Genomic DNA, 24,477 nt, shown 5'->3' on the forward strand with positions numbered 1-24,477 from the left:
GGTCAAATCGGGTCGTTGCGACGCAGCAATTCGTCCGGCAGATGCTCGATGTATTCATCTTCCGGCGGCGGCATCTGCAGGTGGTAGCCCTGCTTCTCTAGGTTTTCCAACACGGCGTGAATGTCCTCGCGGGCCAGCTTACGCTCCGGCGTGAGCACCATGCTGAAAGCCAGGGTTGGCGGACCGAACGCCGCCAGCAGGCTTTCCGGCACCCGCTCAAGCTCATCGCTTTTCAGCACGTAGAGGTACATCTCGTTTTTGCGCGGGCTTTTGTAGATCGAACAGATGCGTTTCACGCGGATTCTCCTTCAGCAGCCAGGCAATCGAGCAATGCCTGGCCCATCAATTCACGACGCCAGCCGCGCAGCGTGTCCGGCAACCGGTAAGGACCATTGGGGTAGCCGGTTTTCAGCAGGGCTTCGAGGGTTTTCTTGCGCAGCATCAGCTCCGGGGCGATGTTCAGCCGCTCGCCTTCGCGCTGACCGAGGGTGCGCAGCTTCTTCAACAGGCTCGAGGCTTCCAGCGGCAACGGCTCGGGCACCGCTTCGGGCCAATCGGCCGGCGGCGTGGCAGCAGCCTTCTTGATCAGCTGGAGCAGGAACTCGCCGTCCTGACGCACGGTTTTCGGGTGCATGTCGTCGATCCGCGACAGCGCCACCAGGTTGTCCGGCTGAGTGCGGGCCAACGGCCACAGCGAATGTTCGCGGATGATGCGATTGCGCGGCTGATTGCGTGCCCTGGCCTCGCGCTCGCGCCAGATGCAGAGTTCGCGTAGCACCGCCAGTTGCGCGCGGGACAGCTTCCAGGCCAGCTTGGCCTCACGATAGACATCTTCCGGGGCGACTTCACGGCCCAGGTTGGCCACCAGCTCGGCGCCGTCTTCCAGCACCCAGGCATTTTTCTCGGCCGTCAGCTGTTGCTGCAACTGGGTATAGACCTCGGCCAGGTGCAGCACATCCTCGGCGGCGTAACTGACCTGGGTCTCGCTGAGCGGGCGCTGTAGCCAGTCCGAGCGGGTTTCGCCCTTGGGCAGCTCGATGTTCAACACCGCCTGCACCAGGCGCGAATAACCCATGGAGAAGCCGAGGTTGAGGTAGGCGGCAGCCAACTGGGTGTCGAACAAGGCCACAGGCAGGCTGCCGGTCAGACGCAGGAAGACTTCCAGATCCTCGCTGCAGGCATGCAACACCTTGACCACGGCCGGGTCTTGCAGCAAGGCGCTGAACGGCGCCCAGTCGTCGATCAGCAGCGGATCGATCAGGTAGGCGCGCTCACCTTCGCTGACCTGCAGCAGGCCGGCGATCGGATAAAAAGTGTCGACCCGCATAAATTCGGTGTCTACCGCCACGAATGGCAGGCTGCGCCAGCCGGCGCAGTGCTGCGCCAGGCTGGCGTTGTCACGAATCCAGTGAATATCAATAACCACGCGGCTCTCCCATCAAGAATGCCACGCAGTATATATCGCACCGGCCCTTTGCCGGGTATTGCGCGCCCGTAAACCGATACAGGGCCGTGCCGACCTCGCATTGGCAGCGCTTAACTGTGTAATCTGGCCGCCGTTCGCACGCTTCGGCACAAGGAATTAAGCGCAATGAAGAAACTGCTTGGCCTACTCATCCTGCTGGTTGCCGCCCTGGCACTCTACCTGGCCATCACCCCCAGCCCCATCGACCCGCTGGCCTGGGAGGCACCACCGGCGCCGGCCATGACTGGCGTACTGGAACCCAACGACACCCTGATGAAGGCCGAATTGCTCGGTCTCGGCCTGGTCCATGGCCCCGAAGACAGCGCCGTCGATGCCCAGGGCCGACTGTATTCTGGCCTGCATGACGGGCGCATCGTGCGCCTCAAGGCCGACGGCAGCCTGGAGACCTTCGCCGACACCGGCGGCCGCCCACTGGGCATGGACTTCGACGCCAACGGCCAGCTGATCGTTGCCGACGCCCACAAGGGCCTGCTGTCCATCGACCCGCAAGGGCAGCTCAAGGTACTGACCACCGAAGCCGAAGGCGTGCCGTTCAAGTTCACCGACGACCTGGACATCGCCAGCGATGGCACCATCTACTTCAGCGACGCCTCTTCGCGCTTTGAGCAGCCGGACTACCTGCTTGACCTGCTCGAAGCCCGCCCCCATGGCCGCCTGCTCAGCTACAGCCCCCACAGCGGCGAGACCCGCGTACTGCTCAAGGACCTGTACTTCGCCAACGGCGTGGCGCTGTCGGCCAAGGAGGACTTCGTCCTGGTCAACGAAACCTACCGCTATCGCATCAGCCGCTACTGGCTCAAAGGCGAGCAAGCCGGCACGCACGATGTGTTTATCGACAACCTGCCGGGCCTGCCGGACAACCTGCAAGGCGATCGCGCCGGTACCTTCTGGGTCGCCCTGCCGTCGCCGCGCAAGGCCGATGCCGATTTCCTCCACCTGCACCCCTGGCTCAAGGCGCAAATCGCCAAACTGCCTCGCGCGCTCTGGCCGAAGGCGATTCCCTATGGTTTGGCCATTGCCATCAACGAGCAGGGCGAAATCATCCGCAGCCTGCACGACACCAGCGGCACGCACCTGCGCATGGTTACCTCGGTCAAGCCGGTGGGTGATTACCTGTACTTCGGCAGCCTGGATAACGACCGCATCGGTCGGCTGAAGATTCGCTGAATCGCCCAGAAAAAAGCCCGTTGCCGGGTGACCAGCAACGGGCTTGCCAGTGTGCGCCGCCCTTTAGCCGAGCTTTTCGGCTATCCAGATGGTGTGGCGGGTTCCCTTATTGCCGTGGGCATAGACCTTCACTTCTTCAACCTTGAAGCCGGCCCTGCGTACCTTGTCGGCGAACTTGCTGTCGGCGCTGGCCGACCACACGGCCAGTACTCCCTTAGGCCGCAACGCCTGGTGACAACGCTGCAACCCTTGTGCGCTATACAGCCAGCTGTTGCGCTTCTGGGTCAGGCCCTCGGGGCCGTTATCGACATCCAGCATGATCGCGTCATAGCGCTTATCCGCCGTCTTCAGGCTATTGGCGACATCCTCCTGCAACACCCGCGTGCGTGGATCGAGCAGCGGATAGCCGGCTTTGGCGCCCAGCGGGCCGCGGTTCCACTCGACCACCCCCGGCACCAATTCGGCCACCTCCACCTCGGCAGTCTTGCCCAGGTTCTGCAGCGCCGCCGCCAGGGTAAAGCCCATGCCCAGACCACCGATCAACACCCGCGAATCCGGGCGTCCGGCGACTTTTTTGCAGGGAATCGCCGCCAGGGCATCTTCGGAGCCGTGCATGCGCGTGTTCATCAACTGACCGCCATCGCCACCGGCAATCTTGATCACAAAATCCTCGCCATACTCGAACAGGCAGAGCGCCCCGGAGCCATCGGGAATCTGGGCGGTATCGAGCAGTACAAAACGCTTCATGGCTGTCTCATGACTCTGTGAGCTTGAAAGAGGCCGAACGATACAGCAGCCCTCAGACCACGGTAAGCCTGTGCCCGACAATCCCCAGCATAAAACCCAGCAAGGCACCCAGCGATGGCGCCCAATGCTTGTTCAGCTTGGGCTGGGGCGCGATATCTTGAAACACCGAGTAGTGCATGTCACCAGCGGCGAACAGCATGATCGCCGGCACCCACTGTGGAGATTTCGCCAACCACAAATAAGCCGATATGCCGGCCAGCGGTCCAAGCAGCGCCATGAGGGTAAACATCAGCCCTATTCTTGCGCGGCTGGAGCCCGTCGAACCGCGTAGCTACCGGTAGGCATTCAAGCCTTTCGGCAAATTCTGCGGCGCCTTCAAGCTAGCCAGCAGAATCGCGCCAACGGCATGGCAATGCCAGCCAGTAGGGTAAAGGCCACAACGGTAAACAACGAGGGGCACAGACACCTCATCCAATGGGACACATAAAGGGGGGCAAACCCTTAGCCCAAGCCGCCAGGTAATTTTCCTGGTGCATCCACCAGGACCATATCAGGCCTATGGCAAGACTCGCGACTTGCCGCAGCAGATTCTGCATCCTGCATGCGGCGGTTTATCATGCCTCGAATCCGCTATTAATCAGGACGTCCGCCATGCCTATTGCCCAACTGCTCAGCGCCGATCAACTCCAGGCCCGCCTTGGGCAACCCGAACTGGTCATCCTCGATTGCCGCTACGCCCTCGATGACCCGGCCTACGGTCAGCGTAGCTATGCCGATGGGCATATCGCCGGTGCCCAGTTTGCCGATCTTGAGCGCGCGCTGTCCGGTCCGATCCTTAAGGGCATCAGCGGCCGCCATCCGCTACCGGAACCCGCACAACTGCTGGCGCGTCTGCGCGCATGGGGCTTGAACGACAACAGTACGGTGGTGCTGTACGACGACGGCCCCGGTGCCTTCGCCGCCCGCGCCTGGTGGCTGCTGGCCTGGCTGGGCAAGCGCGAGGGCGTCTACTTGCTCGATGGCGGCTTGCAGGCCTGGCGCGAGGCAGGTGGCGCCTTGAGCCAAGCGCTGCCGCAGCCAGCACCCGGCAACTTCGACGGACACGCCGATGCCAGCCTGCTGGTCGACGCCAGTCAGCTGCAGCAACGCCTCGCCGATCCGCAGCTGACGCTGCTCGACGCCCGCGCCCTGCCGCGGTTTCGTGGCGAGGTGGAACCGCTCGATCCGGTTGCCGGGCATATCCCCGGTGCTCGGTGCGCCCCCTTCACCGACAATCTGGACAGTAGCGGACGCTTCCTGCCGGCGGAGCAACTGCGCCAACGCTTCGCCGCGCAACTCGGCGAGCGCCCGGCCAGCGAGCTGGTGGCCTACTGCGGTTCCGGCGTCACCGCGTGCCACAACCTGTTCGCCCTGTGCCTCGCCGGCTACCCGCTGGCGCCGCTGTATGCCGGTTCCTGGAGCGAGTGGATTACCGACCCGACACGGCCGGTAGCGACAGGCGACGAGCAAACACTCAGTCGTTAACCGCCAACCCGGCCACGTACCATCTTCAGCCCCCGTAACCATTGCCAGCTCGACGCGGGCAAGCGCAGCGCTGAACTCATGTAGGAGGCACGACCTCGCGGCGATTCAGGCCGCAGGACCGCCAAGGCCAAAGCCTCGTGCCGAGGTCGGCCCTCCTACAAGAGCAACCGGCAGCGCCAATCCCCTGTAGGTGGCGCGCCCCGCGGCGATGGCGGACACAGTCCGCCCAAATACCCAACGCCTCGCCCCGGTCGGATGCCCGACATGGAAGCCTCGTGCCGAGGTCGCGCTCCCACAAGAGCAGCCGGCATCGTCAACCCCCTGTAGGTGCCACGCCCCGCGGCGATGGCCGATGCAGTCCGCCCATGGATAGGCAAGTAGGAAGAGCGTCGGCAGATTGCCGCTTGCCTGCGGGCTAAGCACCAATCGAAATATAGGTAATAACCGAAAGCATAAAACAATTTAAAAACAGTGTATTACAGGCGAAAGGTCGCACTACACTTGAAATTAAGCGGCTAAACGCGCTTCCGGTGGGGCCTTTCCAAGAACAACCACACGCTGCCACGCGCCCCGGCCCCCACCGGCCATTTTTCGCGAGGGCTATATGGGAATTCCAGCCTGCGAGTTGATCCAGCATGTCATCCGCCCCACTCTGATTTATCTGGGGCGCCATTCACCTGCTGCCGAAGTCCTGCTGGTGGGCGCCGCTGCCTGCCAGTCGGCGCTGGGTTCGGCGCTGAACGCCCAGGGTGGCCATGGCCTCTACCGCATCGCCGAACTGCGCCACCAGCAGCTCTGGGATCATTTCCTGGCGCTCGATCCGGACCTGGCCAGCCAGATCCGCGGGCTGGCCAGCCAGCATGCCTTCCTCGCGGCGCCGCACCTGGAACTGACGGTCAACCTGCGGTACGCCACCGCCATCGCCTGGATGCTGGTCGAGGTAGACCAGGGCGAATTACCCGCCGCGGATGACCTGCTCGGCCTGGCCCGGGTCTGGCGCCGAGTATTTAACCCACAAGGTCACCCGCGTGACTTCATCGAAGCCTGGCAACGCTGCATCGGCAACTTCAGCGCGGTCGCCTGACCAGCCTGACTGCTGGCGATGGTCTGGCACTCTGGCGATTTTCCACAGCGGTTGCTGGATCGCCAGCAAGCTGTCTCCTCCACGCCCCCCTCCCCTCCTCCATTAGTGAGCTGCCCGACTAAACCAGCCAGCACTTTGCGTTACACTCGGGCGGCGACCATAACCATAAAAACCGCGTGACGCAGCCATGACCACACTCTGTACTGTCTTACCCAAACAGCTCCGCCTGTTGCTGGTGGATGACCACCGGATTTTTCTCGACGGCCTGAGTTTGGCCCTTGCCCCACTTTGCCCAGACCTGCAGATACATACCGCGCAGAACGCCAGCGAAGCCGAGGCATGCCTGAGCCAGCACGATTTCGATCTGATTCTCTTGGATTTGCGCCTGCCGGACGTCGCTGGCCTTGAACTGCTGCAGCGCTGGCAGCAGCAAGGACGCATGACTCCGGTGGCGATTCTCAGTGCCAGCGACTCCAACCTGGATGCTCAGGCGGCGCTGGCCGCAGGCGCCCTGGGCTTTATCCCGAAAAGCGCCAACAGCGACGATATACGCCAGGCGGTGACCCGCGTGTTGCTCGGGGAAACCCTGCCGGCGCCGGGTGCCGGCGAAAAACCACAACTCACGCCGCGCCAACTGCAAATCCTCCTGCTGCTGGCAGAAGGCCTGCCGAACAAGGCTATCAGCAGGCAACTGGGCGTGTCCGAAGACACGATAAAAACCCACCTGAAGACCCTGTTTCAGGAGCTCGATGTGCACACCCGCACCGCCTGTGTCAGCACCGCGCGCCAGCGGGGCTGGCTGTAGGGGTAAGCTTTAGCCACGTTTTTGCGAGTGCGCAGCACCCGTCGACGATTCGCCGCCCGACCATGTTTACCGCGGAATGGCCCGGATATGCCTTTTCACTCGCTGCCGACACTCTGTCTCGGTGCCTTTTCGGAAGCTGGCAACAACACTGCCAGAGCCTGCCGCAAACGCGCTGGCAACAGGGGTTTGCCGAGCAGGGTCACGTGTGCGGGCATGCAGCGTTCCTGCAACTCTGGACTGATATCGGCGCTGATCAGCAAGGCTGGCAACATGCGTCCGGCTGCTTCGCGCAAGCACTCGATGGCGCGCAAACCATCTTCACTGGCACCCAACCGGTAGTCGCTGACCAACAACTGCGGCGTCGCCTCTGCCAGGCACGCCAGAGCCTCCTGCAGATCGGCGCAGGCCCAGACCTCGCAACCCCAGCGCTGCAACAGCCCTGACAATGCCTCGCGTCCGGCTTCATCGTCCTCCACCAGCAAGACCCGCCCATGCAGTGCTGCACCGACCGGTTTGGCTGGCTGCCACTCACCCACCGTGGCGCGCGGCAGGCGCAAACTGAAGCGGGCGCCCTGTCCCGGACTGGAATCCAGCTGCAACGGGTGTTCAAGAAGCCTGGCCAGTTGCTGGACGATGGCCAGGCCGAGGCCCAGGCCACGCTCGGCATTGCGCCCGGGGTTGTCCAGCTGGCGGAACTCCTCGAAGATCTGTGCCTGTTCTGCCTGGCTGAGACCACGACCGTCGTCGGCGACTTGCAGCAGCACGTTGCCAGCGTCCTCCTCGGCGCTAAGCGTCACTCGCTGCGCCTGGGCATGGCACAGGGCATTGTTGAGCAGATTGCGCAGCACCCGCTCGAGCAGCAGCGGGTCGCTGCGCACCCACAAATCCGCGCATTGCAGGTCCAGCTCGACCCCCTGCAGTTCGGCTTCGCGGCGGGTTTCGCCACTCAAGCGCTCGAGCAGAGGACGCAAGGCGAACACTTCAAGCTTGGCCTGCACCCCACCGGGCAAGGTCAGGCGGGTGTAGTCCAGCAGCGATTGCAGCAAGCGGCTGAGCTGTTCCACCGAGGTTGCCAGACGCGCACTGACCCGCTGAATATCCGGCTCCCGGCTCTGCTCGAGCAGGTGCTGGGCATACAGCCCCATGGCATTGAGCGGCTGGCGCAGGTCATGACTGGCGGCGGCGAGCAGGCGCAGCTTGCGTGCGTCATCCGCTTCGGCGCGCTGGCGGGCCAGATCGAGTAGGCGCAAATTGAGCCAGGCACCGCGTTGCCCGTGCTCTTGCAGGTAGGCGCCGACACTGCCAATCAGGTTGGCGCAAATCAGGAACTGGCCTTGGTAGGCCCACAGACTGCCCGGCTCGACCAACAACAGGCCAAGCATCAGGAACAGCAGACAGAAACCCCAGGCGGCGAGGCTCACGGCGCGGAACGAGACACCGAGCAGCACATAGCCGAACAACAGGATCAGAAACAACCCGTCGTAGGGCATGTCCACGCCCTGGACCCAGCACAGGTGAATGATCACCGCCACGCAAGCGCCGTTCAGTGCGTAGGCGCCGATGTAGGCGAATAACACCGCGCGCGGCGGACTCTGCGGCCGCCGGCAGTAGACGAAAGCTGCCAGCACCCCGAGGATGCCCAGCGCACGCAAAGGCGCCACCGACAGGCTCACCGTCAGCGGCATCATCAGCAGGTCGAGAGCGGTGTAGATCAACTGGAAGACAATTGCGGTGCTGACGATCAACAGCAAGCGGCGGCCGATACGTTGCACCCGATGCTCGACAAAGCCCTGTTCCAGCTCAGGGACAAAGCACAACCGCCGGTAGCCCCGGCGCTGTTGTGCCAGCAGCAGGCGCTCTTCCTGCTCCAGGTTCATCGCACCCCGCCCGACTGCGCGAGTGATTGCTCAGGCCGCCGCCTGGACTTAAAGCTCGGCTGCTTCGTTGTCCTGCTGTTTGGCGGCGATCGCATCATAGGTGTCGACTCGGTGTTGATCGGCGGAGTTGAACAATCGCTGGCGCAAACGCTGCTGCTCCTGCTGCTGGTCCGCCGGACTCAGGCCATTGCTGTGCAACCTGGCCAGTTGCTCGCGATAAGCGGTATAGCGCTGCTGCCAGTCGCGCTCGTTGCGCTGCTCAAGCAGCAGGCGCTCGACTGTCGACGGATCATAGGACAAAGCCAATGACTGGCGCACCTGTTCCTCGCTCGCCCCCTCATGCCACAGCCGCTCGCTTTGCGCCTGCTGCACCAGGGCTTGCCTCTGGCGTTCCTCACTGGCGCGCATGGCGGCAGGCAATTGTTCGCGCAGGCGCTGCTGGGCATCGGCCTTGCCCTGTTCGCTCAAATCATCGCGAGCCAGCACGTTCAGGCTGTCAAGGGTGTAGCGTGCATAGGCCTCTTCGGCACCAAACAAGGCCTCGACCGCTCCCGCTGAAAAGTGGCTGCGGCGTAGCTGCGCCATGCTGTCGAAAGCCTGCTGCAATACCGCGAGCTGTGCATGCGGCTGAGCTTGCTGTTGTGCGTTCAGCGGCTGCTGCATAAGCGCCAGGCTGGCGCGTTTGTAATCCAGATAGTCACCCAGCAGGTTGATCAACTGGCCCAGCGCTGGCTCCTGCAAGCGTCCAGCGGCGTCAGCCAGCAATACCTCGACCGAGCTATCTAGCCCGTTCTGGTCGACAGCGCTGAGGAAATAATCGAAATAGTCACGCAGCGCCAAATCAAGCTGCAGATTCCCGGCGCTGTCGGACTTCACTCCACCGTCGACCTCGGTGCCGCTCATACTCGGCAAAATCGCCGCTGGCACGGCTTGGTTGACTGCAGTGGGCGCCGGCTGGGGCGGCAAGGGGCTGGCAATGATTGCAGCGACAGCTTGAACCGGGCGGACCGAGTCGGTCTGGACCACCACCGGCTCCGGCCATTGCCAGTAAAGCGTCAGCGCCGCGGCAACGATGGCCAGCACGGTCAGCGAAACCAGGGAGCGAATGGGCAAGGGCATGCGACCTCCAAAGCGGGCTGTCTTGGCCAGCCCGCATACGTGGAAAGGCTCAGACGCCTTTATTCTTCAGACGGTTGGCATGCTGGCGATACAGCGAGACCGGCTCGGTCCAGCCGTGGATGCCAAACAGGTGGTTGATCGCATCGACGTGGTTCATGTGGTAACTGTCGCCGAGCACCTGCCCCAAATAGGTGGAGCAGACACCGACCAGGCCATCGTTCTTCTCGCTGCCGAACGCCAGGCCAGTGATGGCCAGGAACGGGTCGACCGCATCGAAGATGTTGGTATAGGACGAATCTCCGGTCCAGGAGAAGTAGCGGATGTTATACCCGCGTACGTTGTGCACTTCGCTGGACTTGGCGCAGTAGCTGCTGTTGTTGACGCCCCACGGGTGACGGCTGTTGAGCTGCGCAGTGCCGGCGGTGGTCAGGGTTTTCAGTGCATCGATACCGCTTTGCGGATTACTGCTGCCCGACAGCAGGTTGATCATTGCACCCAAGGCGTTGGCCACGGCATTGACGCCACCTTCGATACCGCTGTCAGGCGGAATCACCCCACGCAGTACGTCGGCGACCTTCGAGCCCTTGTTGACGCCATTGATCGAGGTGACGGAGGCAACCAGGTCAGGACGCAAGGAGGCGGCGACCCGCGAGGTTGGCGAACCTTGGCTGTGGCCGATCAGGTTGACCTTACCGCCGTTGGCGCCGGCCCAGGGCACGATCTGTCGGGCCAGTTCGGCGCCGCGCTGCTCACTGTCGTTCAGCGCAGAAACGCTGGCAACATAGACCTTGGCGCCATCGCGCTCAAGGTTCCAGGGGATGGTGTGAAAGTAGTTGATCAGGCCACCGATAGTGTCGAAACCGGTGACACCGTGCACCAGCACGATCGGATACTTGGTTTGAGTGTAACCGGCCTGGGCCTCGACGGCGCCGACCAGGGCCATAGTGGCCAGGGCGGTAGAAATAACACGACGCATGGGTGCCTCCTTATTGTTCTTGTTGGCACGCCGGGAGACTGCGTCCGGCGTACCGACACTTTAAGGAGATGAGAATGACCCGCACATCGCCCAGATGGGTGAAGGACTGATTGGCTGCCGGGCCGGCGACTCAAGGCGCCGAGGCGATGGCCTGTTCGACTGCGGCGATCAACGCCGGATCGTCCGGCTGGATGTGACTGGAGAAACTGGCGATCACCTTGCCCTGACGGTCGACCACGTACTTGGAGAAATTCCAGCGTGGTGCCTGGCTCTGTGCGGTCAGCTCCTTGAACAGAGGAATCGCCTGGGCGCCGATGATCCGCTGGGTTTCGCTCATGCTGAAAGTCACGCCGTAATTGACGTAGCAAACCTTGGCGATTTCCTCGACATCGTCCGACTCCTGTTTGAAGTCGTCCGAGGGCACGCCAAGCACTTCCAAACCTTGTTCCCGGTAGCGCTGATAGAGTGCTTCCAGTCCCTTGAACTGCGGGGTAAAGCCGCAGAAGCTGGCGGTATTGACCACCACCAGAGGCTTGCCGGAAAACTGCTGACACAGGTTGATACTGTCCTTGCTGCGCAGCTTGGGCAGCTCGCCTTGCAGCAGGATCGGGCACTCACCAGCCCAGCTCGGCAGCGCCAGGCTGGTGAGGAAAACTGGCAGGACAAGGGCACGCAACAACATGGGCTGAACCTCGAGCAGAAGCCAAGCGGCAACGCTACTCGCCCACCCTGCGGCAGGCAATCGGCGAAAGGTAAGCGTCTGCAACAAGGTTATTCAAACCAGCGTGCAGCGGATTGTGAAAAAATCTAGGGCCGACGCGAAGCGACAGCGCGCCAGAGACTGTCGCAGCGCGTTATCCAGCGCTAGGCCAGCAGAGGACGCCAGGAGATGACTCGCAGGAGTCAGACCCTCAACACGTCCCGAGGCCCAACTGCATGAATGCCAGCCCACTCTGGCCCCACCCCCACCAAGCCAGAGCCAGCAGCGCGGCGACCAGCATGAGCAAGGCACTGCTCAGCCAATACTCTGTTTTCATGCACCGACTCCAAGGCCTTGCAGACGCGCTACCGGTTGCTCGCGTACCGGCCAGTTCAGCGCCGCAGCGAGCAGGCTGAGGAAGATCGCGATCTGCCAGACCAGATCATAGCTGCCCGTGCGGTCGTACAGGTAACCGCCCAGCCAGCCGCCGAGAAAAGCGCCGATCTGATGGAAAAGAAAGACGATACCCCCCAGCATCGACAGGTTGCGCACGCCAAACATGGTCGCCACCGTGCCGTTGGTCAAGGGCACCGTGGACAGCCACAGCAAGCCCATGGCGATGCCAAAGGCATAGGCGCTCCAGGTGGTCAGCGGGGTCAGGATGAAGGCGCTAATCACCACCGCCCGGGCCAGGTACAGACCCGTCAGCAGGCGCGGCTTGGACATGCGTCCACCGAGCCAGCCAGCAGTGTAGGTGCCGAATACATTGAACAGGCCGACCAGGGCCAGGACCGTGGTGCCGACCAGCGCCGGCAGATGCTGATCGACCAGGTAAGCCGGCAGGTGCACGCCAATAAATACCACCTGGAAGCCGCAGACGAAAAAACCCAGCCCCAGCAACCAGAAGCCAGGATGCACGCAGGCCTCCCGTAAGGCCTCGACCAGGCTTTGCTCGTGGGCCAGAACTGGCGACGGGCTATCCTTGATCATTGCGGCCAGCGGCACGATCAAGGCCACCAGCAACCCCAGGGCGAGCAAGGCGGCGGACCAGCCGAGCCAGCTGATCAAGCCCAGCGTGCCGGGTAGCATGACGAACTGGCCGAGCGAGCCAGCCGCTGCGGCGATGCCCATCGCCATGCTGCGCTTCTCCGCGGGCACGGCACGACCGACCACCCCGAGAATCACCGAGAACGAGGTGCTGGATAGACCGATGCCGATCAGCAAGCCGGCGCTCAGCGACAATGACCAGACCGAGTCGGCCAGGCCCATCAAGACCAGGCCGCAGGCATAGAACACAGCCCCTACTACCACTGTGCGCTGCGCGCCGTAGCGATCGGCCAGGGCCCCGGTGAAGGGCTGGGTCAAGCCCCAGATCAGGTTCTGCAGGGCGATGGCGAAGGCGAACACCTCGCGCCCCCAGCCGAATTCGGCGCTCATCGGCGGCAGGAACAGGCCGAAGCCGTGTCGAATGCCCAACGACAAGGCGAGGATCAATGACCCGCCCAGCAGAATCCAAAGTGTTGCCCGCGACTTCATTCCCTGCACTCTCCATTCCGTTCGATCGACTGCCGTTCTGCAGCCAAATTATCATCCGCACAATGCACGTTCCTGCCCTGCGCTGGCAATCAGACCATCGGCGCTCACCTGCGCCTGGCTTCGATCAGGGCACGGCCTCGAAGACCTGCCCGGCGCGCAGGCGAAAGTAGCCGAGCAAGGGTTGCCGGTAGGCCATAAAGGTATCGGCCGGCAAAGAGCGCTGGTACAGCGCCAGCAGCGCCTGCGGCTCGCCCATCAAGCGGCGCACGGCCTTATCCAGCCGGCGCGCCATCGCCAGCCCCCAGGCGTTGCGCGTGCAGTAGATGCCGCTGAGCTGCAGTTCGGTATTGTCAGCCAAACTGATGCTGCGTAGCGGCTCGAGCAGCAACTCGTCCTGGCTCATCGCCATGAGTACCGGCGGATACTCGAAGGTGAAATCGATGCGCCCGTGGCTGACCATGAACAGCAGATTCTCCCCGCCCCCGGCAATACCGCCGCTGAAGCGTTCCAGGCGCCCCCGCTTCTGCGCCGCCGCCAGCGCGTCACGGATGGCCTCCGGGTAGTTGCGCAGGCTGGCCAGCCCTCCGCGCAGATCGTGGCTGGCCAGCAGGTCGCTCAGGTACAGCTGCTTGCCGCGCCAGGGCAGGCGCGCCAGGCTGTCAGCCCGCACCACCAGTTGCATTGGCGGGGTCACCAGGTAGGGGACGAAGTAGCCCTGGCGGTCGCGCTCGGCCAGGGGCAGGCTGCCATTGGTGCAGAACTCACGGCCGCTGGCCATGGCCTGCTGCATGCGTGGCACGTTGAACAGTTCGTACTGGATGTCCAGGCCAGGCAAATCGGGCTCCAGGAGGAACAGCGACTCCAGCAGGATCCCGGCGTGCGGCTTGCCGTCCTTGAGCTCGACCCCGCCCGGCACCGGCAACAGCCCCCAGGTCAGCGACGCAGCTTGCGCGCCAGCCGCCAGCAGCAGGCCCAGCAACCCGCCCGTGATAGAAGCCCGCCAGGTGCGATCAACCGTCCGAAATTTAATCATGCCGAGAGCATAGGCGATTAGTGAAAATCTCGAGGCAATTCGAGTTCGCCTGCAGACGAATCCAGTCATTTAAAGCGCCAGCACCAGCAATACCCCGCACTCGACCAGCTCCAGCAGCGCACCGGCAGTGTCGCCCGTGGTACCACCCAGGCGCTGCAGCATGACCCGGCGCAGCCAGAGGAACAACAGACCCGCGACCAGCAGGGCCAGTACACCGGTCCAGCCAAACAGCAGCAGCGCCGTGCCATGGGCCGCCAAAACCCAGGGCAGCTGTCGACGCGGCAGCTGCTCGGCCAGGGCCTGGCCCAGGCCACCGGGGCGCACATAGGGTGTGCTCAACAGCAACAGTGGCAGCAGTGTGCGCGCCAGCCAGGGCACCAACAGCAGCACCACTATTTTGCCAGCCTGGAGCAAGACAACCAGGGCGACAAACTTGAGCAACAGCAGCAGCACCAGTACCACCACCGCCATCGGCCCGCTGCGCGGGTCCTTCATGATCGCCAGGGTGCGCTCACGGTCGCCGAAGCCGCCGGCCCAGGCATCGGCACTGTCGGCCAGCCCATCCAGGTGCAGGCCGCCACTCAAGCCCACCCAGATCACCAGCAGCAGCGCCGCTTGCAACAAGGCCGGGGCATCGCCCAGCAGGTAATGCACGCCGAGCAGCAACAGGCCGATCAGCAGGCCCACCACTGGATACCACAGCAGCGAGCGGCCGGTCTCCTGCGCCGAGGGCATCGCCGCCAGGCGCACCGGCAGACGGGTGAGAAATTGCAGGGCGATCAGCAGTGCAGTCATGCCAGCTCCTGCAGGCGGCCGAAGTGGTCCAGTTGCAGGCGCACGCGCTGGGCATGGGCCACCTCGACCTGCAACAGGTCCGCCGGCGGCAGACCGCGGGCGCCGGCCAGCAACAGACGCATCACCCCGCCGTGGGTGACCAACAGCAGGCGCTCACCGGCATGGCGCAACTGCAGGCCCTGCACCGCGCCCAGTACCCGCGCCTCGAAGTCCACCAGCCGCTCGCCGCCAGGCGGAGTAAAGGCATAAGGATCGGCCCAGAAACGGCCCAGGACATCGGCATCGCTGACCATCAACTCGGCGGCGCTGCGCCCTTCCCAGGCGCCGAAGTGCAGCTCCTGCAGCGCCGGTTCCAGGCGCAGCGGCAGGCCGTGCTGCTCGGCCAGTTCCTCGGCGAACCGCGCGCAACGCTGCAGCGGCGAACTGATCAACCGGTCCCAGGGACCAGCCTGCTGCACGGCCGCGCGCAACTGCGCCCAGCCCGTCTCGGTCAGCGCATCGTCGAGGCTGCCACGCAGGCCGCCACCCTGCTCGGTCTCGCCGTGACGCAGCAGTTCCAGGTAGACCGTCATGTCGGGCGCTCCGCCACCGCCGCTTCGGCGAAGGTAGCCATCTGGTTGTGCAGGCTGCAGGCCAGTTGCAGCAGGGGCACGGCCAGCGCCGCCCCGCTGCCCTCACCCAGGCGCAGGCCCAGTTGCAGCAAGGGCTCGGCGTCGAGGGCGTGGAGCACGCGCCGGTGTCCCGGCTCGGCGCCACAGTGGGCGAACAGCAACCAGTCGCGGCAGTCCGGATTGAGGCGCACCGCCGCCAGCGCCGCGACGCTGCAGATGAAGCCGTCGACCAGCACCGGCACCCCCTGCTGGGCGGCGGCCAGGTAGGCGCCGACCAGGGCGAGGATCTCGAAGCCGCCGAGGTGCCGCAGCGCCTCGAACGGCGTCGCGAGCGCCGGCCGGTGCAGGGCCAAGGCCGCGTCGATCACCGCCGCCTTGTGCGCCACACCGGCGCTGTCCAGGCCGGTACCGGGGCCGACCAGCCCGGCCACCGGGCAGTCCAGCAGCCAGCAGACCAGGGCCGTGGCCGCGGTGGTGTTGCCGATGCCCATCTCGCCGCCGATATACAGTTCGACGCCGGCCTGCTGCGCCCGCAGCAAGCTGTCGCGCCCGGCCTGCAGGGCGAGCAGTGCCTGGGCGACGTTCATCGCCGGGCCATCGGCGAAGTTCGCGGTGCCGGCGCCGAGGTGCAGGTGACGCACCCCGGGCAGCTCGCTCAGCGGCAGCGCGGTGCCCAGGTCGATCACCTCCAGGCTTGCGCCCAGTTTGCGCGCCAGCACGCTTATCGCTGCGCCGCCGGCGACGAAGTTGTGCAGCATCTGACCGGTGACCGCCTGGGGAAACGCCGACACGCCCTCGGCGACCACGCCATGGTCACCGGCGAAGATGGCGATCCACAGCTGCTCGACCGCCGGTCGCTCGCGGCCCTGCAGGGCCGCCAATTCCACGGCCAGGCCCTCCAGTTGGCCTAGCGAACCGGCCGGCTTGGTCAACTGCTGCTGGCGCGCCTGGGCCTTGTCGCGAGCGACCCGGTCCGGCACCTTGCACGGCATCTGCCACCAATCCCGGTTCATGGCGCCTCCCCTTTCAACACCAGCGGCAGCCCCGCCACCGTGAACAGCACCCGCTGACAACGCTCGGCCAGGGCCTGGTGCAACCAGCCGGCGGCGTCGACATAGCGACGGGTCAGCTCGCCCAGCGGCACCACACCCAGGCCGGTCTCGTTGCTGACCAGGATGATCCGCCCCGGCAGCCCCGCCAGGCACTCGAGCAGGGCCTCGCGCTCGGCGTCCAGGCGTGCCGTCTGATCCAGCATCAGCAGGTTGCTCAGCCACAGGGTCAGGCAGTCGACCAGCAGGCACCGGCCCGGCGCCGCCTGCTCACGCAGCACCCGGGCCAGTTCCAAGGGCTCCTCCACCAGGGCCCAGTGCGCCGGGCGGCGGGCCTGGTGCTGGGCAATGCGCGCGCTCATTTCGCCGTCCAGCGCCTGGCTGGTGGCGATATAGGTCACCGCCAGCCCGGACTCGCCAGCCAGGCGCTCGGCCAGGCGGCTCTTGCCGGAACGGGCGCCGCCGAGGATCAATTCATGCATGTCGATAACCTATTCAATCCATTGGTTGGCGGATGCTGTTTCGCAGCGGCTCACAGGCCACACAATTCACGCAGCCGGTCGGTATCCAGGTGTGCCTCGACCATGTCCGCCAGGCGTTCGATGTCGCGTTCGCGCAGGGCGTGGTAGTCGACCTGCTGCACCTGCTGCAGCCCGGCCCAGCGCAGCAGCGCGCTGCAGGCCGGGCTCGACTCGAACAGGCCGTGCAGGTAGCTGCCGAGCACCTGACCATCGGCGCTCAGGGCTCCGTCGCCGCGGCCGTCATCCAGCTGCACGGCGGCGGCCTCCAGGGCCGGCCCGCTGCTAACCCCGGCATGGATCTCGTAGCCGCTCACCGCTGCGCCTTCCAGGCACAGGCGGCCCTGCACGTTGCGCAGCTGCTTCTCCGGTTGCAGCACGGTGGCGAAATCCAGCAGGCCAAGGCCCTGACTGTTGCCGGCCACACCCTCCAGCCCGTGGGGGTCGTCGATGCGCGTGCCGAGCATCTGCAGGCCGCCGCAGATGCCCAGCAGCTTGCCGCCATAGCGCAGGTGCCTGTGAATGGCCGCCTCCCAGCCCTGCTCGCGCAGAAACGCCAGGTCGGCGCGCACGCTCTTGGAGCCGGGCAGGATGATCAGATCGGCCGGCGGCATCGGTTGGCCGGGGCCGACGAAGCTCAGTTCGACCTGCGGGTGCAGGCGCAGTGGGTCGAAGTCGGTGTGGTTGCTGATGCGTGGCAGCACCGGTACCACCACCTTGAGGGTCGCGCCGGTCTTGGCGGTCTGGCGCACATCGATGGCGTCCTCGGCTTCCAGGTGGAAATCCATCAGGTACGGCAGCACGCCGAGCACCGGCTTGCCGGTACGCTGCTCCAGCCAGTCCAGGCCCGGTTGCAACAGGGCGATGTCGCCGCGGAAACGGTTGATCACGAAGCCCTGGATGCGCGCCTGCTCACTCTCCGACAGCAGGGCCAGGGTGCCGATCAGGTGGGCGAACACCCCGCCCTTGTCGATGTCGGCGATCAGGAGCACCGGGCAATCCACTGCCTCGGCGAAGCCCATGTTGGCGATGTCGCCGGCGCGCAAGTTGATCTCCGCCGGCGAGCCGGCGCCTTCCACCATCACCACTGGATAGGCCGCAGTGAGGCGTTGGTGAGACTGCAGCACGGCGTCCATCGCCACCCGCTTGTAGTCGTGGTAAGCGGCGGCATCCATGCTGCTGATGGCACGGCCGTGGATGATCACCTGGGCGCCGATGTCGCTGTTGGGCTTGAGCAGCACCGGGTTCATGTCGGTGTGCGGCGCCATACCGGCGGCCTGGGCCTGCACCGCCTGGGCGCGACCGATCTCGCCGCCATCGGCGGTGACCGCGCTATTGAGCGCCATGTTCTGTGGCTTGAACGGCACCACCGCCACGCCCTGGCGCTTGAGCCAGCGGCACAGCGCGGTTACCAGGGTGCTCTTGCCGGCGTCCGAGGTCGTACCTTGAACCATTAGGGTGCTCATGCGGACTCCTTGGCGAATACCTGTAGTGCCTGCTCCAGGCGCAACCAGCCTGGCTCGTCCGGCGGCAGGCCGAAACGCAGGCTGGATGGGCTGTCGAACAGGCGGGTGAGAATGCCGTTACAGGCGAGAAATTCGTGCAGCAGGCTGGCTCTCTGAGTAGCGAGCCACTGGAACAGGGCGCATCCGCCAGTCGCAGCGAAACCGCAGGCGCTGAGCAAGGCGGCCAAACGCAAGCCATCGGCACGCAAGCGCTCGCGTTGCGCTTGCTGACCGGCCTGGTCCTGCAACAGCGCCGTTGCGACTGCCCGACTCGGCCCGCTGACCGCCCAGGGCCCGAGCAGCTCGGCCAACTGATCGAGCAGCGCCGGCTGCGCCAGGACGAAACCCAGACGAATGCCGGCCAAACCGAAGAACTTGCCGAACGAGCGCAGCACGATCAGCCCCGGCAGCTCACTATGCGCCGCCAGGCTGTGCTCGGGCGTGCAATCGATAAAGGCCTCGTCGACCACCAGCCAGCCACCGCGCTCGGCCAGGCGTGCATGCCAGGCCAGCAGTTGCGCGGGCGTGAAACACCGGCCGGTGGGATTGTTCGGGTTGACCAGGAGCAACACGTCGAGGCGCTCCAGGGCACGGTTGACCCCGCCTTCGCTGAGTTCCAGCAGTCGATGGCCTTCGCGCCGCCAGGCGGCGGCATGCTCGGCGTAGGCCGGCGAAACGATGCCGACCCGAGCGTTGCGCCGTAACCGCGGCAGCGCCTGGATCGCCGCCTGGGAACCGGCCACCGGCAGCAGGCGGGCCACCCCGTAATAGTCGCGGGCGGCGCTTTCCAGGCCATCGTCCAGTTCGGGCAGGCGCGTCCAGGCTGAAGCGGGGATACCCGGCAGCACCCAACCATAAGGGGCGATACCGGTGGACAGATCCAGCCAGTCGCGCAACGGAATGGCAAAGTTCAGCGCCGCCGCGCGCAAGCGGCCGCCATGTTCAAGCACGATAAATCCCCCATAGCAGCAGCAACGCCAGCCACAGCAGCACGCCGCCGTAGACCAGATTGAGCGCCCGTTCGATATCCCGCGCCTGCGCCGGCGGGCCCTGGCCCAGTTGCGGGCGCAGGTGTTGTTCGCCGTGATACTCGGCCGCGCCGCCCAGGCTGACGCCGAGGGCACCGGCACCGGCGGCCATCACCGGGCCGGCATTGGGGCTGTCCCACTGCGGCGCCTGCTGGCGCCAGCAACGCAGGGCCAGGGCAGTCTTGCCGAGCAGCGCATAGGTCAGCGCCACCAGCCGCGCCGGCAGGTAATTGAGGCCATCGTCGATCTTCGCCGCGGCCCAGCCGAAGCGCTCGAAGCGTGGATTGCGGTAGCCCCACATGGCGTCCAGGGTATTGCTCAGGCGATAGAGCACCACGCCTGGTGCACCGGCGACGAGAAACCAGAACAACGCGGCGAACACCGCATCCGAGCCGTTTTCCAACACTGACTCGGTACCCGCGCGGGCCACGCCCGTGGCATCCAGTGCGGCGGTGTTGCGGCTGACCATATAGCCGACCCGTTCGCGCGCCAGCTGCAGATCGCCCAGGCGCAGGGCCCGGGCCACCGGCTGGGCATGTTCGCCCAGGCTCTGCAAACCGAGGGCGACATAGAGGGCAAGAACGTCCACCACCCAACCGAATACCGGCACCTGGGCAAGCACGCCGACCAGCAGGGTCAAGGGCAGTACCGCCAAGCACCAGGCGCTGAGCCCATGACTGCGCCAGCCACCGCCGCCAGCGTTGCAGCGCTGTTCGATGCGCTCGGCCATGCGCCCGAAGGCCACCAGCGGATGCCAGCCTTTCGTCTCGCCGAACACGGCGTCCAGGGCTACACCGGCCACGGCAGCTACTATAAGGCTCAAGCACCCGCCTCCGCGCAGCCACGAATCAGTGCGTGCAACTGGCGTACGCCATCGGTCAGGGCGGCCGGGCCGGCCTGGAGGATGTCCGCCGATTTGATTTCAAACAGCTGGCCATTACGCACCGCCGGTATCGTCTGCCAGCCGGGCCGGGCCAGCACCTGCTCAGGGCGAAAGCGCTTACCACACCAGGAACCGACGATCAGATCAGGGGCACGCCGCACCACTTCGAGCGGGTCGGCGATGATGCGCTGCTTGGCGCGCTTGCAGGCTCCCAGCTCGGCGAAGCAGTCCTCGCCACCGGCCAGTTCGATCAACTCGCTGACCCAGCCGATGCCGCTGATCAAGGGCTCGTTCCATTCCTCGAAATACACCCTGGGCCGGCGCGGTAATTGCGCGGCACTGGCGCGAATGCACTCCAGGCCATCCTGCAGCTCGGCGATCAGTCGTTCGGCGCGGTCGTTGGCATGCACCAGGGCGCCTAGGGTTTCGATCATGCGGTAGGTGCCCGCGATGTCACGCTGGTTGAACAGATGCACTTCCAGCCCTTCGCGCGCCAGTTCGGCGGCGATATCGGCCTGCAGGTCGCAGTAGCCCAACACCAGATCCGGCTTCACCGCGAGGATCTTGTCGAGCCGCGCCGTGGTGAAACCACTGACCTTGGGCTTCTCCTTGCGTGCTTGCGGCGGGCGTACGGTAAAGCCGGAAATCCCCGCGATGCGCTCCTGCTCGCCGAGCAGATAGAGGGTTTCGCAAGTCTCGGTAGACAGGCAAACGATGCGTTGCGGGCCTTTCATGGCTGGGTTGCTCCCCAAGAATCTTCATACAATAGAGCCCGCAGCGGGCGCGGCTCCGCCCAGCCCTGCTGCACCAGCATCGGTACGTCATAGAAGGCCGCGACCGGTCCCAGACAGAGCACCGCCAATGGCTTGCTACCGGGCGGCATGCTCAGCAATTCGGCCAGCGCTTGCGGCTCGAACAGGGAGACCCAGCCCATGCCCAGCCCCTCGGCGCGGGCGGCGAGCCAGAGATTCTGGATGGCGCAGGCCATCGACGCCAGGTCCATTTCCGGCAGGGTGCGACGGCCGAACACATGGGCCTCGCGCCTGTCCATCAAGGCCACCACCAGCAATTCGGCACAGTCGCGAATGCCCTCGACCTTGAGCCGCATGAATTCATCGCCGCGCTCGCCCAGGGCTTCGGCCGTATGCAACCGCTCCTGCTCCACCAGTTGCTGAATCGACTCGCGCAGCGCCGGCCGGGTGATGCGAATAAAGCGCCACGGCTGCATCAGGCCGACACTGGGCGCCTGGTGCGCCGCCTCCAACAGGCGCCGCAGCACCTCGGGCTCAACCCGCCCTGGAGAAAAGTGGCGCATGTCGCGCCGCTCGGCAATGGCGCGGTACACCGCTGCGCGCTCCTCAGGACTAAAGGCCTGCTCGCTCATGGCTGCTGGCTCGGGCGGAACAGCGCCGCAGCCGCGACGGGATCGGAGGGTAGATAAAAGTGGATATAGGACGCTGTCAGCCGGCCCAGCCGATAGACCGCCTCGGTAGTGCGTTTGTAGTTCGGACACTCGCCAAGCGCGATTGGCGCAAGCTCGGTGGTCAGCGCCGAGTGGTGGAAAGTGTGGCCACGCAGGCGCCCTTCCGGCAGTTCGACTCCCTGCAGGGCCAGGGCGGTCAGGCGCGGTTGCAGGGTCGCTTGCCCAGCCAACAGGCCGAGCATCTGGCCGCTGCTGCCCTGTTTGTCGGTGAGCTTATTGAGCAGATAAAGCATGCCGCCGCATTCGGCGAGAGTCGGTTTGCCGGCGGCATGGTGTGCGCGGATTGCCTCCGCCATGGCCTGGTTGGCTTGTAACTGCGCCAGGTGCAACTCGGGGTAGCCGCCAGGCAGGTACAGACTGTCGACCTCGGGCAGCACCTGATCGGTCAGCGGCGAGAAGAACTGCAGATCGGCGCCCAGCTCTCCCAGCAGATCCAGATTGGCCTGATAGAGAAAGGCAAAGGCGCTGTCGCGGGCCACGCCGATGCGTACGCCGGACAGCAGGGGCTCGACATTGCGCGGTTCAGGTACGGCGAACTCGACGGGCGGCGGCAGGCTGACATCGGCACTGGCGACCAGGGCGTCGGCAGCGGCATCCAGGCGCGCATCCAGGTCACTCAACTCCTCGGCCTGAATCAGGCCCAGATGACGGCTCGGCAACTCGACCGCGGCGCTGCGTGGCAAGGCGCCATACCAGCGGATAGATTCTGGCAAGGCATCGCGCAATATCTCGCCATGCCGCGCACTGCCAACCCGGTTGCCGAGCACCCCGGAGAACAGTAGATCGGGCTGGAAGCTGGCCAGGCCATGGGCCAGGGCGCCGAAGGTCTGGGCCATGGCCGAGCCGTCGATTACCGCCAGCACCGGCACGCCGAAGCGCCGGGCCAGGTCGGCCGCCGAGGGGGTGCCGTCGAACAGGCCCATCACCCCTTCGATCAGAATCAGATCGGCCTCGCCCGCCGCCTCCCAGAGCAGGCGCCGGCTCTCGGCCTCACCGACCATCCACAAATCGAGCTGATACACAGGCGCACCGCTGGCACGGGCGAGGATCATCGGGTCGAGAAAATCCGGCCCGCACTTGAACACCCGCACTCGCTTGCCCTGGCGGCTATGCAACCGCGCCAGGGCGGCGGTAACCGTGGTCTTGCCCTGGCCCGAGGCCGGGGCGGCGATCAGCAACGCCGGGCAGCTTCTATGGCTCATCGCAGCCTCCCGTCAGCATCGTAGGGTGGATGACGCCTTACCCATCCAGCAGCGACAACGGTGGATGAAAACGGCGTCATCCACCCTACACAGCTGCGATCTTTGCATGCCTTAAGCGGAAGCATCAGAACTCCACGCCTTTCTGCGCTTTGACGCCGGCCTTGAAGGCATGCTTGACCAGGCTCATCTCGGTGACGGTGTCCGCCGCCTCGATCATCCCCGGCAAGGCGCCACGGCCAGTCACCACCACGTGTTGCAGCAGTGGCCGGGCCTCGATGTCGGCGAGCACCGTCTCCAGTTCCAGGTAGCCGTATTTAAGGGCGATATTCAGTTCATCGAGCACCACCAGGCCAATGGCAGGATCACTCAGCAGCTGCGCGGCGACCACCCAGGCCTCACGGGCCTTGTCGATATCGCGCTGGCGGTCCTGTGTTTCCCAGGTAAAGCCCTCGCCCATGACGTGGTAGCTGACCTCGTCGGGGAAACGGCGGAAGAAGCTCTCCTCGCCGGTGCTGGCGGCGCCCTTGATGAACTGCACCACGCCGACCTTGATGCCGTGCCCGAGGGCGCGAGCGACCATGCCGAAGGCCGAGCTGCTCTTGCCCTTGCCGTTGCCGCTATGTACCAGCAGCAGGCCATATTCATCCTGGGCCTGGGCAATTTTCTCGTCGATCAGCGCCTTCTTGCGCGCCATGCGCGCCTTGTGCCGGGCGTCGCGTTCGCTCGACTCGCTCATCAGTTCACTTCCTTGTGCTGGCGCAGGCCGACCGTGCCGCGCATACCGACATAGAGCACCACGGCCAGGCCGACATACAGCGCCAGGTTGCCCAGGTAGCGCGGGTAATAGGCGGCGATGCGCTCGGCCAGCAGGGCCAGGTTCGGCTCCGGGTAGCGCCCGGAGAAGTACAGGAAACCGCCGCCGGACAGCAGGTAGGCGACGAAGGCGCTGAGCGCGACGGTCGCCACCAGCAGCGCCAGGCTGTTCAGGCTATCGCGGTGCCAGCCGGCATACAGGCGGCCACCCAGCCACAGCGCGCCATAGGCCGGCACCAGCAGCCAGTAGGCCGGCGACATGCACCAGTCGCTGACCCCAGCCCACTGGATGGTGGCGAAATCCAGCAGCGAGGCCTCGATGAACAGCGCCGGGAACACCCAGCGCGGCGTCAGCAGCACGCCGGCGAGGAAGAACACCGCCCAAGAGGCGCTGGGCAGGTTGACCGAGGCGAAGTGGTGGCCACGGGTCATGGCCAGCAGCGCCGCCAGGGCGAGGCCGATCAGCAGTTGCATGCGGGGGGACAGCTTGAGCATGGTGGTTCTCCTGGGTAGGGCGCCGGGGTTGGCCCGCCGGC

26 protein-coding genes are annotated in these 24,477 nt (G+C 65.2%); 4 read left to right on the top strand and 22 right to left on the bottom strand.

Going from position 1 to position 24,477, the window contains the following annotated elements:
• Nucleotides 1-2 precede the first annotated feature (2 nt).
• A complete protein-coding gene (locus tag LJY18_RS18175) occupies nt 3-296 on the bottom strand; it encodes a YcgL domain-containing protein (RefSeq protein WP_238043230.1) in 294 nt (97 codons plus the stop codon).
• Nucleotides 293-1,426, bottom strand: coding sequence for a ribonuclease D (gene rnd, locus LJY18_RS18180; RefSeq protein WP_238043231.1), 1,134 nt, complete (start codon nt 1,424-1,426; stop codon nt 293-295). The genes LJY18_RS18175 and rnd overlap by 4 nt, the downstream gene beginning before the upstream one ends.
• A 165-nt stretch (nt 1,427-1,591) precedes the next feature.
• Between rnd and LJY18_RS18185 the strand changes: the two genes are divergently transcribed.
• The gene (locus LJY18_RS18185; protein WP_238043232.1) at nt 1,592-2,653 is read left to right on the top strand and encodes an SMP-30/gluconolactonase/LRE family protein; all 1,062 of its coding nucleotides are present in this window, start codon (nt 1,592-1,594) and stop codon (nt 2,651-2,653) included.
• Nucleotides 2,654-2,716: 63 nt separating this feature from the next.
• On the opposite strand, the gene LJY18_RS18190 is transcribed toward LJY18_RS18185, so the two are convergent.
• A complete protein-coding gene (locus LJY18_RS18190; protein WP_238043233.1) occupies nt 2,717-3,400 on the bottom strand; it encodes a spermidine synthase in 684 nt (227 codons plus the stop codon).
• A gap of 52 nt (nt 3,401-3,452) precedes the next feature.
• Nucleotides 3,453-3,689 carry a hypothetical protein gene (locus LJY18_RS18195; RefSeq protein WP_238043236.1) on the bottom strand — a complete coding sequence of 79 codons (237 nt, stop codon included), beginning with the start codon at nt 3,687-3,689 and terminating at the stop codon, nt 3,453-3,455.
• Nucleotides 3,690-4,051: 362 nt separating this feature from the next.
• Here LJY18_RS18195 and LJY18_RS18200 point away from each other — a divergent pair, with 362 nt between their 5' ends.
• The 3 genes from LJY18_RS18200 to LJY18_RS18210 all read left to right on the top strand — a co-directional run bounded on the left by LJY18_RS18200 (nt 4,052) and on the right by LJY18_RS18210 (nt 6,813).
• The gene (locus LJY18_RS18200) at nt 4,052-4,924 is read left to right on the top strand and encodes a sulfurtransferase (RefSeq protein ID WP_238043237.1); all 873 of its coding nucleotides are present in this window, start codon (nt 4,052-4,054) and stop codon (nt 4,922-4,924) included.
• A gap of 604 nt (nt 4,925-5,528) precedes the next feature.
• Nucleotides 5,529-6,008 (top strand): hypothetical protein, encoded by a 480-nt coding sequence (locus LJY18_RS18205; protein ID WP_238043238.1) that lies wholly within the window; start codon nt 5,529-5,531, stop codon nt 6,006-6,008.
• 187 nt (nt 6,009-6,195) lie between these two features.
• Nucleotides 6,196-6,813 carry a response regulator transcription factor gene (locus LJY18_RS18210; protein WP_238043239.1) on the top strand — a complete coding sequence of 206 codons (618 nt, stop codon included), beginning with the start codon at nt 6,196-6,198 and terminating at the stop codon, nt 6,811-6,813.
• Nucleotides 6,814-6,908: 95 nt separating this feature from the next.
• Here the strand turns inward: LJY18_RS18210 and LJY18_RS18215 are convergent, their stop codons facing one another.
• The 18 genes from LJY18_RS18215 to LJY18_RS18300 all read right to left on the bottom strand — a co-directional run bounded on the left by LJY18_RS18215 (nt 6,909) and on the right by LJY18_RS18300 (nt 24,436).
• Nucleotides 6,909-8,690 (bottom strand): hybrid sensor histidine kinase/response regulator, encoded by a 1,782-nt coding sequence (locus LJY18_RS18215; RefSeq protein WP_238043240.1) that lies wholly within the window; start codon nt 8,688-8,690, stop codon nt 6,909-6,911.
• A gap of 48 nt (nt 8,691-8,738) precedes the next feature.
• Nucleotides 8,739-9,809: a lipase secretion chaperone gene (locus tag LJY18_RS18220; protein WP_238043241.1), complete on the bottom strand. Its 1,071-nt coding sequence runs from the start codon at nt 9,807-9,809 to the stop codon at nt 8,739-8,741.
• A 49-nt stretch (nt 9,810-9,858) separates the two neighbouring features.
• Complete coding sequence (locus tag LJY18_RS18225) at nt 9,859-10,785, bottom strand: esterase/lipase family protein (protein ID WP_238043242.1); 927 nt, start codon at nt 10,783-10,785, stop codon at nt 9,859-9,861.
• Between the two features lie 130 nt (nt 10,786-10,915).
• Nucleotides 10,916-11,467 carry a glutathione peroxidase gene (locus tag LJY18_RS18230; protein ID WP_238043243.1) on the bottom strand — a complete coding sequence of 184 codons (552 nt, stop codon included), beginning with the start codon at nt 11,465-11,467 and terminating at the stop codon, nt 10,916-10,918.
• A gap of 351 nt (nt 11,468-11,818) precedes the next feature.
• Nucleotides 11,819-13,021 carry an MFS transporter gene (locus LJY18_RS18235; protein WP_238043244.1) on the bottom strand — a complete coding sequence of 401 codons (1,203 nt, stop codon included), beginning with the start codon at nt 13,019-13,021 and terminating at the stop codon, nt 11,819-11,821.
• Between the two features lie 124 nt (nt 13,022-13,145).
• The gene (locus tag LJY18_RS18240) at nt 13,146-14,054 is read right to left on the bottom strand and encodes a hypothetical protein (protein WP_238043245.1); all 909 of its coding nucleotides are present in this window, start codon (nt 14,052-14,054) and stop codon (nt 13,146-13,148) included.
• 69 nt (nt 14,055-14,123) lie between these two features.
• Nucleotides 14,124-14,849 carry an adenosylcobinamide-GDP ribazoletransferase gene (locus LJY18_RS18245; protein WP_238043248.1) on the bottom strand — a complete coding sequence of 242 codons (726 nt, stop codon included), beginning with the start codon at nt 14,847-14,849 and terminating at the stop codon, nt 14,124-14,126.
• A complete protein-coding gene (gene cobC / locus LJY18_RS18250) occupies nt 14,846-15,421 on the bottom strand; it encodes an alpha-ribazole phosphatase family protein (RefSeq protein ID WP_238043250.1) in 576 nt (191 codons plus the stop codon). The genes LJY18_RS18245 and cobC overlap by 4 nt, the downstream gene beginning before the upstream one ends.
• A complete protein-coding gene (gene cobT, locus LJY18_RS18255) occupies nt 15,418-16,473 on the bottom strand; it encodes a nicotinate-nucleotide--dimethylbenzimidazole phosphoribosyltransferase (protein ID WP_238043252.1) in 1,056 nt (351 codons plus the stop codon). Before cobT ends, cobC begins: the two co-directional genes overlap by 4 nt.
• Nucleotides 16,470-16,991 carry a bifunctional adenosylcobinamide kinase/adenosylcobinamide-phosphate guanylyltransferase gene (cobU, locus tag LJY18_RS18260; protein WP_238043253.1) on the bottom strand — a complete coding sequence of 174 codons (522 nt, stop codon included), beginning with the start codon at nt 16,989-16,991 and terminating at the stop codon, nt 16,470-16,472. The genes cobT and cobU overlap by 4 nt, the downstream gene beginning before the upstream one ends.
• A gap of 50 nt (nt 16,992-17,041) precedes the next feature.
• On the bottom strand, nt 17,042-18,493 hold the full coding sequence (locus LJY18_RS18265) for a cobyric acid synthase (RefSeq protein ID WP_238043254.1): 1,452 nt from the start codon (nt 18,491-18,493) through the stop codon (nt 17,042-17,044).
• Nucleotides 18,490-19,482, bottom strand: coding sequence for a threonine-phosphate decarboxylase CobD (gene cobD / locus LJY18_RS18270; protein WP_238043255.1), 993 nt, complete (start codon nt 19,480-19,482; stop codon nt 18,490-18,492). The genes LJY18_RS18265 and cobD overlap by 4 nt, the downstream gene beginning before the upstream one ends.
• Entirely contained in the window at nt 19,475-20,374 is a 900-nt protein-coding gene (locus LJY18_RS18275) for a CobD/CbiB family cobalamin biosynthesis protein (RefSeq protein ID WP_442964506.1), read from the bottom strand. The genes cobD and LJY18_RS18275 overlap by 8 nt, the downstream gene beginning before the upstream one ends.
• Nucleotides 20,375-20,379: 5 nt before the next feature.
• Complete coding sequence (locus tag LJY18_RS18280; protein ID WP_238043257.1) at nt 20,380-21,177, bottom strand: cobalamin-binding protein; 798 nt, start codon at nt 21,175-21,177, stop codon at nt 20,380-20,382.
• The gene (gene bluB / locus LJY18_RS18285; protein WP_238043258.1) at nt 21,174-21,827 is read right to left on the bottom strand and encodes a 5,6-dimethylbenzimidazole synthase; all 654 of its coding nucleotides are present in this window, start codon (nt 21,825-21,827) and stop codon (nt 21,174-21,176) included. The genes LJY18_RS18280 and bluB overlap by 4 nt, the downstream gene beginning before the upstream one ends.
• Nucleotides 21,824-23,128 (bottom strand): cobyrinate a,c-diamide synthase, encoded by a 1,305-nt coding sequence (locus LJY18_RS18290; RefSeq protein ID WP_238043259.1) that lies wholly within the window; start codon nt 23,126-23,128, stop codon nt 21,824-21,826. The genes bluB and LJY18_RS18290 overlap by 4 nt, the downstream gene beginning before the upstream one ends.
• Before the next feature lie 124 nt (nt 23,129-23,252).
• Nucleotides 23,253-23,864 (bottom strand): cob(I)yrinic acid a,c-diamide adenosyltransferase, encoded by a 612-nt coding sequence (gene cobO / locus LJY18_RS18295; RefSeq protein ID WP_238043261.1) that lies wholly within the window; start codon nt 23,862-23,864, stop codon nt 23,253-23,255.
• Nucleotides 23,864-24,436, bottom strand: coding sequence for a hypothetical protein (locus tag LJY18_RS18300; protein WP_238043263.1), 573 nt, complete (start codon nt 24,434-24,436; stop codon nt 23,864-23,866). Before LJY18_RS18300 ends, cobO begins: the two co-directional genes overlap by 1 nt.
• Nucleotides 24,437-24,477 lie beyond the last annotated feature (41 nt).

It is taken from the genome of Pseudomonas sp. MMS21 TM103, assembly GCF_022132145.1.
In the GTDB taxonomy this organism is placed as follows: Bacteria; Pseudomonadota; Gammaproteobacteria; order Pseudomonadales; family Pseudomonadaceae; genus Aquipseudomonas.